The following is a 15,627-nucleotide window of genomic DNA, read 5'->3' on the forward strand; positions in this document are numbered from 1 at the left end:
AATTGTGAACAATTTAGTACAAAAGGGGAAAGTAAAATGAGTTTGTTTGATGAAAAGGTACAACAGTTATTACAGCAATCGGCGGTACAATACATAATTTACAAAGAGAACGAAGATGCGGAGCGAATTGAAAAGTTAAATCTATTCGCACGTAAATTATTACAAAAAGAATTTGTCATTGGATTTGCAGGCCACTTCTCAGCAGGTAAATCGAGCATGATTAATGCGCTATCTGGTGAAGACATTTTAGCGGCGAGCCCAATTCCAACAAGTGCAAATATTGTTAAAGTGCATAAAGCTGAAGAAGATTTTGCAATCGTTTACATGCATCATGATAAGCCAGTAAAGTTTTCGGCAGGCTTTGATATTAAACAAGTAAAAGCGCTAAGTAAAGACGGTGAACTCGTTTCGCAAATTGAAATCGGTCATAGTAAATCGAGCTTACCTCAAGGGGTAACGGTTATGGATACACCAGGAGTTGACTCGACAGATGATGCACATGCAATGAGTACAGAATCGGCATTACATATTGCGGATATGGTGTTTTACACAATGGACTATAACCATGTCCAATCAGAGTTGAATTTCCAATTTACAAAGCAATTAATGAAATACAACCCAAATGTGTATTTAATCGTCAATCAAATTGATAAGCATCGTGAATCAGAACTATCATTTGAGGACTTTAAACAATCCGTGCATAGTTCATTTGCTGCATGGGGCGTTTATCCGAAAGACATTTTCTTCACTTCTTTACGCGATAAGGAATTAGTAAATAATGATTTTGAAAAAGTGAAAAAGATTGTTATGAACTCAATGAATGACTGGCAAGAGCAATTAATTTTAACGGCTGAAAATACGTTAACAAAATTACAGCATGAACATGAAAATTATTTATCGGAAGAAAAACAAGATCGATTTGCATCATATGAAGAGGTTTTATCAGCAGATGATTGGGAATCGCGTCTAGATATTTTAGAGCAATATGAAAAGTTAACACTACAAACTGAGCTATTTTCATTTGAACAATGGGATAAAATGTTTGATGAAAATCGTAAAGAATTACTAGCAAATGCGGCGATTATGCCAGCGGATGTGCGTGAAAAATTACGTAGCTATTTAGAATCAAAGCAAGAGGATTTTAAAGTGGGCGGCTTATTTACTGCGAAAAAGAAAACAGCGGAAGCGCGTGAAAGCCGAGCAGCAGAAGCACTAGAAGCGTTTAATCACGTTGTACAATCTCAAATTACAGGACATATGAAAGCGCTGATGAAAACGGCATTAAAGGATGTGGGCGCATTAACAGATGAGCGCGCGGCAGCAATTGATGCAAAAGTTTTTGATTTACCGTTTAGTGTTATAGAAGAGCAAGTCCAGAAAAATACGATTGTTACAGGGGATGCTGTATTAAACTTCGCCAATCGTGTTTCTGAGGCAACAAAGCGCTTTTTTATTCAAGCAACAGATGCATGGAAAAATGAGCAACAAGCTGTATTAGAGCAAGTGGCAACAGAAGTTTCTGCTCCAGTAAAATTAAAAATTAATGCGATGACGCAAAGAGTTCAAGCAATCCAACATATTTTAGAAATTGAAGCGTTTGAACAATTTAGTAAAAAGCAGATGGTACAAGCAACGAATGAACTACGCGCTGAGTCCAAAATCCAATTGGAAAATTGGGAACGTGCGCATGAGCAGGCATTAAAGGATATTCGTCCATTTGATGAATCGATGCTTGCCATAAAAGAAGAAGTGGTAGTAGAAGAACAACAGGCTACAGAAAATGTTGGGGCTCATTTAAGTACAGAGCATGTTGTTGCCAAAGCATTAAAAACAGCGCAAGCAGTTGGCAATGTACAAGGCTTTAAAGAAGTAGCGAGCTTCTTAACGAAAAAGGTAGAACGACTGCAAAAACGCGACTTTACGATTGCATTATTCGGTGCTTTTAGTGCAGGTAAATCAAGCTTCTCGAACGCATTAATGGGAGAACGCGTATTACCAGTGTCACCAAACCCAACAACAGCGGCCATTAATAAAATTCGCCCAGTAACACCAGAGCATCCGCACGAAACGGCAGATGTCCATTTGAAAACAGAAGCGCAATTATTAGAAGATATTCAAGGTTCTTATGCGGCGATTGGCATGACTGTCAATTCATTAAAAGAAGCGTTTGACAAGGCTCAAGAAGGCTTAGCGGTTAAGTTGCTAGATGAACGATTAAATGTGCATAAATCCTTCATTCGCGCGTACTCTGAAGGGTATGAAAGCTATATTCCACAATTGGGAACAACAATTCGTGTAGATCGTCCTGATTTTGAATTGTTTGTTGCACAGGAAAACCGTTCATGTTTTGTTGATAATATTGATTTTTATTTTGATTCACCGCTTACGCGAATGGGTGTTACGTTAGTAGATACACCAGGAGCGGATTCAATCAATGCACGTCATACGGGCGTAGCGTTCGATTATATTCGAAATGCCGATGCGATTTTATTCATCACATATTATAACCATGCGTTTGCGAAAGCCGACCGTGAGTTTTTAATTCAATTAGGACGTGTGAAAGATGCATTTGAATTAGATAAAATGTTCTTCGTCGTCAATGCAATCGACTTAGCTTCTACGGCGGAAGAAGAGGAAGAGGTGAAGGGCTATGTGCGTTCTGAATTACAGCGCTTCGGTATCCGTTTCCCTCGCTTGTATGGAGTTTCAAGCTTGTTAGCATTAAAAGAAAAGCAAGATCAGCAGGACCATCAGTCAGGACTAGCGCCGTTTGAAGGGGCATTCCATCATTTCTTGAATGACGAGCTCATGGGCATCGCTGTCCAAGCATTGCAAGAAGAAGTTGATAAAACAGAAGCGCGATTACATGATTTAATTGTCCAAACGGAGGATAACTTAAAGCGTAAAGATGAACGACTAGATGAATTAGTTCATTTAGAAAAGCATGTGCGTGGAAGTTATGAAACAACGCAAACAGCTATGCTTGAAAGTGAAGCAAAACAGGAATTAGATGAATTGCTGTACTATGTCCTACAACGTGTTTATTACCGTTTTCCAGACTTTTTCCGTGAAAGCTATAACCCATCAACATTCGCGCAAATGTCTGCTCAAACGGCATTAGAGACAGCATTAAAAGAAGTGTTACAAGCACTGAGCTTTGACTTTGCACAGGAGCTTCGCGTGACGAATTTCCGATTAGCTCAATTTATCGATACGAAATTAAGAGGGCAATTTAAAGAGCAAGTACAAAATTTAAAAGAATTAAATCCAAGCTTTGGATTTATTGCTTATGAGGCATCTGAACCACAGCTACTCGACATGGCAGGTCCATTTACTGACAGTGCTCCGTATAGCCAAGTAAAGTCCCATTTCAAGAATGTAAAAGCATTCTTTGAAAAAAATGAAAAAGAGCAATTACGTGATGCGTTAGAGCAACTAACAAAACCAGATGCACAAAACTATTTAGATCAAGAAAAGACGAGACTTCTCGAATGGGCTGCATACTTCATTTCAATTGAAGCGGAAAGTTTACGTCAACATATGTTAGAACAGGCAATCGAACAAATTGATACAGAACGACTATTGCTTCAGGAAGAAAGCCGATTAGCTGTTTGGAAAGAACTTTACGAACAACTAAAAGCATAAGGGGGAATTCAAATGGTAAATGTTTTTGTAGATGCATTTAAATTAGAACGAGATGGTCGCTTTATAGATACTCGTTTTGATCTTCAAAATGTTGATTTAGGAAAGCGTTTATTTGAAGAGGAGCATGTAAAAGGGGCGATTTATTGGGACCTTGAGCATGATCTATCTGATATGTCGAAACGTGATGGCCGTCATCCGTTACCAAATAAAGTTCAGCTTCAAACGTTATTTGAAAAAAGTGGTTTACATTATAATGATGCTATTTACATTTATGACCAAGGCGGAGCACCGTATGCGACAAGAGCGTGGTGGATGTTAAAGTATGCGGGCTTCCAGCATGTTTATATTGTAAATGGTGGCTATGAGAGTCTCGTTGCTGCTGGGTTTGAAATAACGAAGGAAGTAACGAAATATGAACCGAGAGCATTACAGTTGCAGTGGAATGATGCCATCTTATTAAACCGAGAAGATGTACTTGCCATAACAGAAGGGAAGCATAAGGCGACGCTTCTCGATGCTCGTGCAGCAGCTCGTTTCCGCGGAGAGTTCGAGCCGTTTGAACCGATTGCAGGACATATACCAACGGCAAAAAATTACGATTGGGAACAATTGAAGGATGGCAATAAACTGGTCATTACATCTTCTATACTTGATACAGTCTCAAAAGATGAGGAAATTATTGTGTACTGTGGCTCAGGTGTAACAGCAACGCCTGTGTATTGCATACTTGCTGAAGCAGGTTATCAAAACATAAAAATTTATATGGCTGGTTATAGTGATTGGGTGTACCATTACCCAGTTGAAGTTGGAGCGATTAATTAATCTAATAATTTGAATAAGTAATATGAATATCCATTCACTTTATGTTAAAGTTACCGTATAGGAAAAAATGACATAAAGGGGTGGATATTTGTGTTTTTTAAGAAAAATATAGAACGAAGCGAAAAGTCGGGTGTTCGGATGGTGAATGGTTCAATTAAGTTTCAGGCTATTCATTTAAATGTACATTGTTTTGAAGTAGATGGGGTGTTAGTTGATACGGGTGCAAAATCACTGCTCGATCAATTTAAGCCGTTTTTTAATGACATGGATGTCGACCAAGTTGTCTTGACACATTACCATGAGGACCATTCAGGTGGTGCACACTATTTACAACAAAAATATGCGTTACCAATTTATATGAATGACTTAAAAATTCAAGAATGCAAAGAGAAAGCGACCTATCCATTTTATCGAAGGGCGTTTTGGGGAAGACGACCCGCTTTTCATGCGCAAGCGATTGGTACAACATTTGAATCAAGAAATGCAACGTGGCAAGTGATTGAAACACCAGGACATACGCAAGACCATCTCGCGTTTTTAAATACAGCTACGGGTCAAATTTTTACTGGTGATTTATATGTCTCGCCCAAGACAAAGGTTATTTTACGTGAAGAAAGTATTCCAACCATTATTACTTCCATTGAAAACCTGCTTACATATGATTTTCAAGAGGGTTTTTGCAATCATGCAGGTTATATGAAAGATGCAAAAAAAGTATTGGCAAATAAATTAGACAATTTACGTGAATTAAGCAATCGTATAGAAACATTACGAAGTGAAGGGCAATCGGTTAAGGAAATTAATGAGCAACTTTTCGTAAAAAAATATCCAATTTCTCGTGTTTCTTTCGGGGAATGGGATTCTGCACATATTGTTACGTCCGTGATTGGAAAAGGAAATTAATTGAATAAAATAGTTCATCCACTTTTTCAAATTGTTGAAAGGGTGGATTTTCATTTTTCGGAGATACTTAAAATGAGCCATTATTCGGACATTTACATTTACAATTCCTTTACAATCCGATTACAAATAAAATTTATTGCATTTCATAAGATATATGGTGTATGTCGTAATTTGTCGAAAAAGGCATTATAATAAATGAAAAACACATTTTTTTATTATTCGCTTAGTTATTTCGCCCTGAAAATGTATTAGATAATTGCGAATTAGGGTAATTGTTAAGTTACAGGAATGTAAAGTTTTATTAAGTGCATGAAAAGATGTTGAAGGAATTGAAAACTAGATGTATGATAACTTAGGTTTATCTACAAATTATAAAAAATATACGATGCAAAATTAACAATTATTTAGGAGGAATTCATCTATGTTTAGCTCGAGAAAGACAGATCCATTTTTTGAAGGATTATTAAATATAGCTAAAAATGTACAACAGGGTGCAAACTATGCAAAGGAATCCACTATTTCCAATGTTGCAGACCTAAAGCAAATTCAGATTAAGATGAAATCCTATGAAACAGCGGGTGATAAATTAATCCATGAACTGATTGTAAAATTGAATGAATCATTCATGACACCAATTGAGCGTGAAGATATTTTAGCACTTGCAATCAGACTAGATGATATTTTAGATGGCGTTGAAAATACGGTTGCGCATTTCGAAATGTATTCATTTACAGAAGTGAATGATTATATGCGTCAATTTGTTGATTATATTGCAAAAAGCTCAGATGAAGCTGTAAAAGCGATGGAGTTATTAAATAAAAAGGATTTACTTGGGATGCGTCAACACGCGATTTTAATCAAGGATTATGAACGTGAATGTGATGAGATTTTCCGTAAATCCGTTACAGAGTTATTCCAAGTAGAGAAAGATCCAATTCGTCTAATTATGTTTAAAGATCTATATGAGCAACTAGAGGATATTGCGGATCACTGTCAAAATGTAGCGAACACAATTGAAACGATTATTATGCGTAATGCATAGAAAATAAGGGAGTAAACTATGAATACGTTATTAATTATTACCGTATTAGTTGTCATCTTTGCGTTAGCATTTGATTTTATTAACGGTTTCCATGACACAGCAAACGCAATTGCTACATCGGTATCGACGCGTGCGTTAAAGCCACGTGTTGCGATTTTGATGGCCGCGGTCATGAACTTTGTTGGTGCCATTACATTCGTTGGAGTAGCAAAAGCTGTTGCATCTGGCATTGTTGACCCGTTCTCATTAAATGCTTTTGAAGGTGATGTGACAGGGTCAGTTGTTATATTAGCCGCGTTATGTTCTGCAATTACATGGAACTTATTAACTTGGTATTTTGGGATACCTTCAAGTTCTTCGCATACGTTAATCGGTTCAATCGCGGGTGCGGCAGTTGCTTCTGCAGGTATGAATATATTAAATTACTCAGGTTTCTTGAAAATATTACAAGCTTTAATTATTTCACCAATTTTAGCGTTAACACTTGGTTTTATCGTGATGAAAATTTTCAAAGTTATTTTCCAACGTTCACCGCTTTATACGACAACGAAAGCGTTCCGTTTAACTCAAATTGGTACAGCAGCGTTACAATCATTTACGCACGGTACGAATGATGCGCAAAAAGCGATGGGTATTATTACAATGGCATTAATCGCTGCAAACTTACAATCAACAGATGAAGTACAGAGTTGGGTGCGACTTGCCTGTGCCCTTGCAATGGGGATAGGTACTTCAGTTGGTGGTTATAAAATCATCAAAACAGTGGGCGGTAAAATTATGAAAATTCGCCCTGTAAACGGTGTAGCAGCAGATTTAACTTCAGCATCGATTATTTTTGGTGCAACGCTTATTGCATTACCAGTATCCACAACACATGTTATTTCTTCTGCGATAATGGGTGTAGGTGCAGCACAACGCGTAAAAGGTGTAAAATGGGCGATGGCACGTAAAATTGTCATTACATGGTTCATCACATTACCGATTTCGGCTTTAATGGCTGGAATGTTCTATTTTTTATTAAGTTTAATCTTCTAATTGAAAAAACGAGGTTGTCCTATTTTAGGACAACCTCGTTTTCTGCTTTTTTCGGGGAATTGATCAATTTCAAATGAACTACGGTAGAAATGCCGAGAAATGTTCGTGAACGGCTTCAATTGGAATAAATAACCCGACCTTTCCAAATGGGTCGCGCTTACCCGTAGCAAATACGACACCAATGACTTCTCCAGCCTTATTTATTACAGGACTACCGCTATTTCCTTTATAAACGGGCGCATCCATCATAATGACTTCCGTGTCAATCGAGGATGCAGCAGTATAGTCCAACAGTTTCCCTTCATTGGCAATGCCGCTAAAATACAGTGGGTTTCCAATAAAATAAACATGTTCCTTCGCTTCAAATTGGCTCGACTTCGCAAGTTTCAAATATGGAAGCTCTTCACCCTCAATTTTTAATAACGCTAAATCAAATTGTTCGTACGCTTCGACAACCTGGGCTTCATAAATTTGTCCATCCGGGAATGTAACACTAATGGATAAAGCATCATCAATGACATGCTCATTCGTTAATATATAGCCATCTGAAGAAATGCCAAAACCCGTTCCCTTACTATCTTGTGTATTGATTGTCACGACGGCTTTTTTATATGTTTGAATTGTATCCTGCCCTGATAATTGACTGGAAACACGTAAAAATTCAATGGCAGGAATGGAATACATATTAAAAATAACGGCAAATGTATTAAAAACGAGTGAAAGGGCGATTAACCAAACAAAAATCCGCACAATCGGTTTTTGTTTTTTCGATTTTTGGCGTGTTGGGTTTAATCGTTGCTCTCGAGCCTTGGCGAGTGCTTTTTCCTGTTCCTCTAACACGAGTTCTAAAAACTCCTCTTCTGTTAGCTCTTCTTGCTTTGGATTTTCATTCATCAAATTCCCTCCCGTTCCTACTAGTTTAGCAAAAAAATGTGATGAAATTGTGACGAAAATGTTTTTATAATTTTTTTTAGGGTGAAATAAAGTTTGTGAAAAAAATATTATTACAATTAGAAAAATACTTCGTGCAAAATATCACAAATATAACCGTGTTAAATCAACTTTTTATAAATGATAACCCTTACACTTGTTATTTCAATATAATAGATTGTGTAGGTTTTAACAAACTTGATTGTCGTCGAAAAAACCTTTAAAGTGTTGGTATTAATGGTTTAGTTGATGTTTTTTTAACTTTTTTATTAAAATTAAATATTATTGTTGACAAACAAAACGTAAACGAATAACATTCATAAATATAAAGAAAATTCTAAAAATTTGAAAGGATTGATACAAATGGATTTAATGAAAAAATCACTAGAAATGCACGAACACTTTGGAGGAAAGATGGAAATCCGTTCGAAAGTTCCTGTTCAAGACAAATACGACTTAAGTTTAGCTTATTCACCTGGAGTTGCAGCACCGTGCTTAGAAATTGAGAAAAATCCTTCAACGGTGTATGACTATACGATGAAAGGGAATTTAGTAGCCATTGTTACGGATGGTACAGCGGTATTAGGGCTAGGAGATATTGGACCTGAGGCAGCGTTACCAGTCATGGAAGGGAAGGCGTTATTATTAAAACGTTTTGCTAATGTCGATGCTGTGCCAGTGTGCTTAGCAACAAAAGATGTGGACGAAATTGTGCAAGTAGTCAAGGCGATTTCACCTACATATGGTGGGATTAATTTAGAGGATATTTCAGCGCCACGTTGCTTTGAGATTGAGGATCGCTTACGTGCAGAATGTAATATCCCTGTGTTTCATGATGATCAACATGGTACGGCCATTGTAGTAGGGGCAGGGTTGATTAATGCTGTAAAAATTGTGAAGAAAAATGTGAAGGATATGAAAGTTGTTATTAATGGTGCCGGCGCGGCAGGCATTGCCATTTTACGTATTTTAATTCAAATGGGTTATACGAATGTCATTATGTGTGACACAAAAGGAATCATCTATGAAGGGCGTAAAGAGGGGATGAACCCGATTAAAGACCAAGTAGCGAACTTAACAAACCCGTATCAATTACGTGGCAGCTTAAGTGAAGCGTTAGTTGGCGCAGATGTATTTATTGGTGTATCTGTGGCGGATCTTTTAACGGAGGCGCATATTCAATCAATGGCTGCAGATCCGATTATTTTTGCCTTGGCGAACCCGAATCCAGAAGTAACACCAGAAAATGCAAAGAAATGGGGCGCTCGAATTATTGGAACAGGTCGCTCAGATCATGCCAATCAAATTAACAATATGCTAGCATTCCCAGGTATTTTCCGAGGTGCATTAGACGTTCGTGCAACAGATATTAATGAAACGATGAAGTTAGCAGCGGTTGAAGCGATTGCATCATTAGTGACAGAAAAGGAACTGCATGAAGACTTTATCGTGCCAAGCTCAATGGATGAAAGAGTGGCTGGTGTCGTTGCAAAAGCAGTTGGTTCAGCTGCGATTGAATCGGGTGTATCCGTGTTATTCCAACAGCCAGATGTCGTTAAACAAACGCTCGCAATTTAAGAGAAAAAGAAAAGCATTACACAACGTAAAAAAATTACGAAGTGTAATGCTTTTTGAATTTCATGAATGAACTAATTCTTCCGTCAACTGCTCTAATTGTGTAATCATATCACCGATAAATGCGATTGTATCATGCAAAGGTTTTTCCGTTGTAATGTCGACACCTGCCATTTTTGCAAGTTCTACTGGTGTTTTTGTGCCACCCGATTTTAATACGTCAATCCAATCGGCAACAGCATTTTCATCGCCATTTAAAATACGTTGTGACACTTGTGTAGAAATTGTTAAACCAGCAGAGTACGTATATGGATAAAGCCCCATATAATAGTGTGGTTGACGCATCCAAGTGAGCTCAGCACCTTCGTTCACTTCGACTGTATCTCCCCAGAATTGCTCTAATATTTCACGCTTTAATTCATTTAATTTTGGTGCATTCACATTACCACCTGCATCAATGATTTCATACACTTTACGTTGATACGCTGCCTCTAGTAAATGCGTAACGAAATTATGATAATATGTGCGGCTAATGATTGTTGAAATGACCCAACGTTTAAAGCGTGGATCTGTAGAATTTTTTAATAAATGGTTCGCCATTAGCATTTCATTCATTGTTGAAGGTGCTTCAATGAAATATAAAGAAGGGCGAGCGTTAAAAATATTTTGCGCTTCATTTGATAAATAGAAGTGACCTGCATGGCCGAGTTCATGGGCTAGTACAAACACTTCATTCATGCGGCTCGTCCATGAAATTAATACATAAGGGTGCACGCCGTATGGGCTTGAGCAAAAGGCGCCAGTTGATTTTCCTGCGTTTTGAGCAAAGTCAATCCAGCGCTCATCAAATGAACGATCTAGCATATTGCTGTAATCTTCTCCCATCACAGCTAAGCCTTCCTTCATATATTGACGTGACTGTTCTACTGTAATTTTCGGTTCAAATGTAGGGTCTAAAGAAATTTTTAAATCTGCAAACGTCATTTTTTCAAGTTGATGCGTTTTTTGTAAAAGTTTTGCATAACGGCGCATATGCGGTGCTAGCTCGTTCATAATTAAATCGATTTGACGATCATATAACGTACGATCGACCTCTTGCGATTGAAGCAAAGAATCAAATATCGTAGGATAGCCACGTAAATCTGATTTCGTTTTCTCCATTTTTAAATGGGTATTGTATGTTTTCGCCGTTGTATGTTGGTAGTCGCTTAATTTCGTATAAAAAGCATCGAATGCTGCATGACGCTTAGTTGTATCGGATTCAAGCTCCCAATCCCCCTCGAATGAATTATAGCTCAGCGGGAATTGTTCGCCGTCTACTTCGAAATGAGGGAAATTCATATCTACTAGCTTTGTTGTATTGTAAAGTTCATACGGAGCGCTAAATGATGCGCCGAATGCTGCCAACGCTTTTTCAGCTTCTGGATGCAATTGATATGGCTTTTGAATAAGTAGCTTGTCGATATAATTCGCAAAAGTTGGATTTAATTCCTGTGCTTCTTTTAGAATCGCTTCATCCAACGCGAGTAAATCACTTTTTACGAATGATAATTTCGTCGCAATTGTTGCCGCAAGTTGACCAACTTTTGCCGCGCGCATTTGATGGTCAGAGTTTGTTTGTTCCACGCTATGTGAAAGATTAGCATATGTCCCGATTTTCACTAACATTTCGTTCATTGTTTCATTTGCTGCGATAGCTTTCACAACACTTTGAGCATCTGTAATGTTACCTGTTAATGTTGTTACAGCTTGATCGACATACGATTCTACTTCACGAATTGCATCTTCAAAGGCTTGTTCACTGTTAAAAATATCCTCTAAATTCCAAGTTTCATCAATCGCTACTTCATTACGTTGAATTGTTGACATATGCCATTCCCTCCTATATTCCGATGTTCGAAGTAAATCGTACCATATTTCTGAATATTTAGGAAGAAGGCATTTGGGAAATGGGCATTTATTTGGTACGATATGAAGAAATAAGTTGGATGAAAAGAGTGATCTTATGGGAAAAATCGGAAATTGTAGCCTTATATTAGAAGGTGGGACATTTCGTACAGTATATACTGCAGGAGTTTTAGATGCATTAATGGAAGAAGAGATTTTTATGCCTTACATCGCGGCAATTTCAGCGGGGGCGATTAATGCGGTATCCTATATGTCCAATCAGCCAGAGCGCACTTTGAATGTATTGACGAAGTATCGTAATGACCCGCGCTATATGGGGATGCGCAATTTTTGGAAGGAAAAAAGTATTTTTGGTTTGGATTTCGCTTATAATATTGTGCCGAATGAATTAGAAATTTTTGATTGGGATACGTATTATCACTATCCTGGTGAAGTAGAATTTGGCGTAACGAATGCGTACACAGGAAAAGTAGAGTTTAAAGATGCTTTCCAAATGACGAAAAGCTGTGATATTTTACAAGCAACTTGTGCAATCCCGGTGTTGTTTCCTGAAATAAAAATTGGCAATGCACCCTATTATGATGGAGGATTAGCGGATCCGATTCCGATTAACCGTGCGATTGAAAAAGGTTTCCACAAGCATTTAATTGTGCTAACGAGAGAGCCAGGCTATATAAAGGAAGCATCGAAAACAAGTGACATTACAATGAGGTTATTCAAAAAGCGTTATCCAAGATTGGCGGCGGCATTGAATAATCGCGTGGACAGGTATAATGAGACGTTAAAGCAAATTTCTGAAATCGAACAGCACGGCAATGCTTTTATTTTCAAGCCAGATAATGCGTTAAAAAGCTTTGAAAGTAAAGTGGACCAAATGAAAGCGAATTATGAGATGGGCTATGAACAAGCGACGAAAAGAATGGGTGAACTAAAGGGCTTTTTGGAGGTTTAATGTGAAAAGGATTGTAGGATTATTGCTAATTTCAATCTTGTTACTGGTTGGATGTCTTGATACAAAAAGTGGAGACTTTGATCGAATCAATTATTATTTAGGCGCGGATGATACGAAGTATGCCTTCTTATTTTACGATGTGCCCAGCGCGCCTCCATTAACGATTGATGAAAGGGTCATGAATATTCATTTCGATGAGCAAAATATTTTGGCAACAAGCTCGGCGGAATCATTTGGATGGGTGAATGAAAAACATTCAGGCCCACATAACAGCATTGTTTATACGAAGCAAGGTGAGCAATTGCCAGAAGGTGAACAGTTTCAAGCGAATGGCTCCATTGATTTCGGAGATGGGCGCGAATTTGATTATTACACCATCTATTTAACGAAAGAGGGTGGCTGTTTTAATGAAGATGGTCTAAATGAGTTTGAGTATATGAAGCAAATGATTGAAACTATTTATGGAGTGAAAATACAGAGATGACTTTTTTTGATGAGTAGATAGATATTGAGCTGAGGGTAGCTAATATCAATCGAGATGATGCTCAATTAAAATATGAGTTCGGCACAAAGCCGAACTCATTATAGGTAAGTAGATGATTATATTGAATAAATCTTATATTAAGATAAACCCTAACGTTCCACTTACCTTCTAAATACGGCATACTAATTACTTTCAATTATGATTGTAATTCAATCAATCTATCATTGGGGAATGTTTAGAAGAAAAGAAATATGTCATTTTTATGAAAGTGTAATAATTAATTACGCCGTATATTAGACGAATGGTTAACTTACCAAATCATATCTGTTAAAATAAATAGTATGGTTGGGCATAATAAACAGCCTAAACCAGTGTAGAAAGTAGCTGTAACGGCTCCATACGGGACCAATCGTACATCCGTTGCAGCTAACCCACCTGTAACTCCAGAAGTAGTCCCCATTAATCCACCATATACCATGGCAGTTAGCGGGTTGTTTAATCCGATATATTTGGCTACAAAAGGTGTACCTACCATAACAAGTATAGATTTCACTAAACCAGCTGCAATACTAATTGCAATCACTTCAGAGCTTGCATTTAAAGCAGCGCCAGTAACCGGACCGACAATATACGTAACCGTACCAGCTCCAATTGTTGCTAAACTAACAGCATCAGTATAACCAAACATTAATGCAAACATCACACCTACAACGAATGATAAAAATACGCCAATAAATAATGATGCCACTCCACGAATACCAGCTTTTTTAATTTCATCAAAGTTTGCACCAAAAGAAGTAGCAACAATGGCAAAATCACGCAACATACTACCACCTAAAAAACCAATTCCTGCAAATAATGAAACATCTGCTAAACCTTTAGAGCCATCACTGTAAACGCCTCCAAAATAAGCTAAAATCAAACCTATGACAATTGCAATTGCTGAACCGTGAATGAGCCCTCTAGTTAACTTATTCGAAATTAAATAGGCAACATACATTGCAAGACCAACGATAACAAAACCAGTAATAAGTCCATTACCTTCTAAAACTTTTTGAACAGCCTCAAACACATTAGTTCACCTCGCTTATTGTAGGGGATTTTTGGTTGAATTGAATGGCAGCCTGTTTTGCCTTTTTCCCGCTAAGCATTGGAACAACTGCCCAACTAATAAGAACTACTGCGATACCCGCAACGATTGCTAAGGGCCCCCCTGTTAAAGCTCCTAACACATTTTGGCTAGCGGCCATTGCAATAACAATTGGGATATACATCGCATTCCAGAAGGCTAGTCCACTTTCAGTAGGTATACTAATTTTACCGGATTTTTGTAACTTACTTACAATGATAATTAGTAATAACATCGCAATACCCACGCCACCAACATTCGAATTAATACCCATCAAAGTACCAATAAGCTCCCCGAAAAACATACCAATTAAATAACAACCACCTAAAATTGAGACACCATAAATAACCATTTGAACACCCCTTTATCAAAGTTTTCAGTCGACTGTATTCCAACTTCAGAATAAACAATTAAAATGCATTTTTCAAGAAGAAAATGATATTTTCTAGAAAAATATTTATTTTACGATTGATTTTTGAATCTTTTAACTTTAATATTGCAGTATACAGTCGACCAAATTTAGATTGATAAATGAGGTGAAAATGAAATGGAGTACTTTGAAAAAGCATTAGATAACGCGCTATCAATTACTATTGCGAATAAACTATTAGCACAAATTTTGGAGGGAGAACTAAGACCAGGAGATCAAGTGGTGGAATCCATTTATGCTGAGCAGTTTCAAACGAGTCGTTCGCCTGTACGTGAAGCAATTTATTTATTAAGTACAGAAGGAATTATTGAACGTGTTCCCAGAAAAGGAGCTTTTATTAAAGGATATACACTTGAAGATATGAGGGATTTGTTAGATGTTCGTAACCATCTAGAAATGCTAGCAACTGAAAGATTACAAGAGCCAAGTAAAGAAAAAGAGTTTTTGAAAGATATGAAAGTTGTCTTAATGAAGATGGCGAAGATTAAAGATTATACAGAATATACGCATCTTAACTACCAATTTCACTATATTTTATTAAAGTTAAGCAAAAGTATCGTTTTAATCGATATGTACAGTAAAATTGCGTTGCCTTTACTTCGTATTCAGATTATTCATTTTTCAAATAATGAAACCATTGCAAAATCTATTCAGGAGCATAATGAAATTTATGAATGCTTGATAAAAGATGACTTAGATCAACTAAAATCCATTTTGCGTAAACATACGGAAGATGTAATATTTAGTGTCCGAAACAAGCTACTATAAGGAG

The 15,627-nt window shown here is 37.3% G+C and carries 13 protein-coding genes; 9 read left to right on the forward strand and 4 right to left on the reverse strand.

What is annotated here, in order from left to right:
- Positions 1 to 36 precede the first annotated feature (36 nt).
- The 5 genes from MHI10_RS06790 (at position 37) to MHI10_RS06810 (ending at position 7,447) form a co-directional block, all read left to right on the forward strand.
- Positions 37 to 3,645, forward strand: coding sequence for a dynamin family protein (locus MHI10_RS06790; protein ID WP_340784118.1), 3,609 nt, complete (start codon positions 37 to 39; stop codon positions 3,643 to 3,645).
- A 12-nt stretch (positions 3,646 to 3,657) separates the two neighbouring features.
- A complete protein-coding gene (locus MHI10_RS06795) occupies positions 3,658 to 4,467 on the forward strand; it encodes a sulfurtransferase (protein ID WP_340784119.1) in 810 nt (269 codons plus the stop codon).
- A gap of 90 nt (positions 4,468 to 4,557) precedes the next feature.
- A complete protein-coding gene (locus MHI10_RS06800; RefSeq protein ID WP_340784121.1) occupies positions 4,558 to 5,370 on the forward strand; it encodes an MBL fold metallo-hydrolase in 813 nt (270 codons plus the stop codon).
- Positions 5,371 to 5,791: 421 nt separating this feature from the next.
- Positions 5,792 to 6,412 (forward strand): DUF47 domain-containing protein, encoded by a 621-nt coding sequence (locus MHI10_RS06805; protein ID WP_340784123.1) that lies wholly within the window; start codon positions 5,792 to 5,794, stop codon positions 6,410 to 6,412.
- Positions 6,413 to 6,430: 18 nt separating this feature from the next.
- Entirely contained in the window at positions 6,431 to 7,447 is a 1,017-nt protein-coding gene (locus MHI10_RS06810; RefSeq protein WP_340784124.1) for an inorganic phosphate transporter, read from the forward strand.
- A 78-nt stretch (positions 7,448 to 7,525) separates the two neighbouring features.
- Here the strand turns inward: MHI10_RS06810 and MHI10_RS06815 are convergent, their stop codons facing one another.
- The gene (locus MHI10_RS06815) at positions 7,526 to 8,341 is read right to left on the reverse strand and encodes a S1C family serine protease (RefSeq protein WP_340784127.1); all 816 of its coding nucleotides are present in this window, start codon (positions 8,339 to 8,341) and stop codon (positions 7,526 to 7,528) included.
- Positions 8,342 to 8,740: 399 nt separating this feature from the next.
- On the opposite strand from MHI10_RS06815, the gene MHI10_RS06820 reads away from it, so the two are divergent.
- Positions 8,741 to 9,955: an NAD(P)-dependent malic enzyme gene (locus tag MHI10_RS06820; protein ID WP_340784129.1), complete on the forward strand. Its 1,215-nt coding sequence runs from the start codon at positions 8,741 to 8,743 to the stop codon at positions 9,953 to 9,955.
- Between the two features lie 60 nt (positions 9,956 to 10,015).
- Here the strand turns inward: MHI10_RS06820 and pepF are convergent, their stop codons facing one another.
- Complete coding sequence (gene pepF / locus MHI10_RS06825; RefSeq protein ID WP_340784131.1) at positions 10,016 to 11,821, reverse strand: oligoendopeptidase F; 1,806 nt, start codon at positions 11,819 to 11,821, stop codon at positions 10,016 to 10,018.
- Positions 11,822 to 11,957: 136 nt separating this feature from the next.
- Here pepF and MHI10_RS06830 point away from each other — a divergent pair, with 136 nt between their 5' ends.
- Together MHI10_RS06830 and MHI10_RS06835 are read left to right on the forward strand one after the other, a co-directional pair.
- Positions 11,958 to 12,812, forward strand: coding sequence for a patatin-like phospholipase family protein (locus MHI10_RS06830; protein WP_340784134.1), 855 nt, complete (start codon positions 11,958 to 11,960; stop codon positions 12,810 to 12,812).
- Between the two features lies 1 nt (position 12,813).
- Positions 12,814 to 13,296 carry a hypothetical protein gene (locus tag MHI10_RS06835; protein ID WP_340784137.1) on the forward strand — a complete coding sequence of 161 codons (483 nt, stop codon included), beginning with the start codon at positions 12,814 to 12,816 and terminating at the stop codon, positions 13,294 to 13,296.
- 310 nt (positions 13,297 to 13,606) lie between these two features.
- Here the strand turns inward: MHI10_RS06835 and madM are convergent, their stop codons facing one another.
- Together madM and madL are read right to left on the reverse strand one after the other, a co-directional pair.
- A complete protein-coding gene (madM, locus tag MHI10_RS06840) occupies positions 13,607 to 14,368 on the reverse strand; it encodes a malonate transporter subunit MadM (protein WP_340784140.1) in 762 nt (253 codons plus the stop codon).
- Position 14,369: 1 nt separating this feature from the next.
- Positions 14,370 to 14,777: a malonate transporter subunit MadL gene (gene madL / locus MHI10_RS06845; RefSeq protein ID WP_340784142.1), complete on the reverse strand. Its 408-nt coding sequence runs from the start codon at positions 14,775 to 14,777 to the stop codon at positions 14,370 to 14,372.
- 195 nt (positions 14,778 to 14,972) lie between these two features.
- On the opposite strand from madL, the gene MHI10_RS06850 reads away from it, so the two are divergent.
- Entirely contained in the window at positions 14,973 to 15,623 is a 651-nt protein-coding gene (locus MHI10_RS06850) for a GntR family transcriptional regulator (RefSeq protein WP_340784146.1), read from the forward strand.
- Positions 15,624 to 15,627: the final 4 nt, after the last annotated feature.

This window comes from Solibacillus sp. FSL K6-1523, assembly GCF_038005225.1.
In the GTDB taxonomy this organism is placed as follows: Bacteria; Bacillota; Bacilli; order Bacillales_A; family Planococcaceae; genus Solibacillus.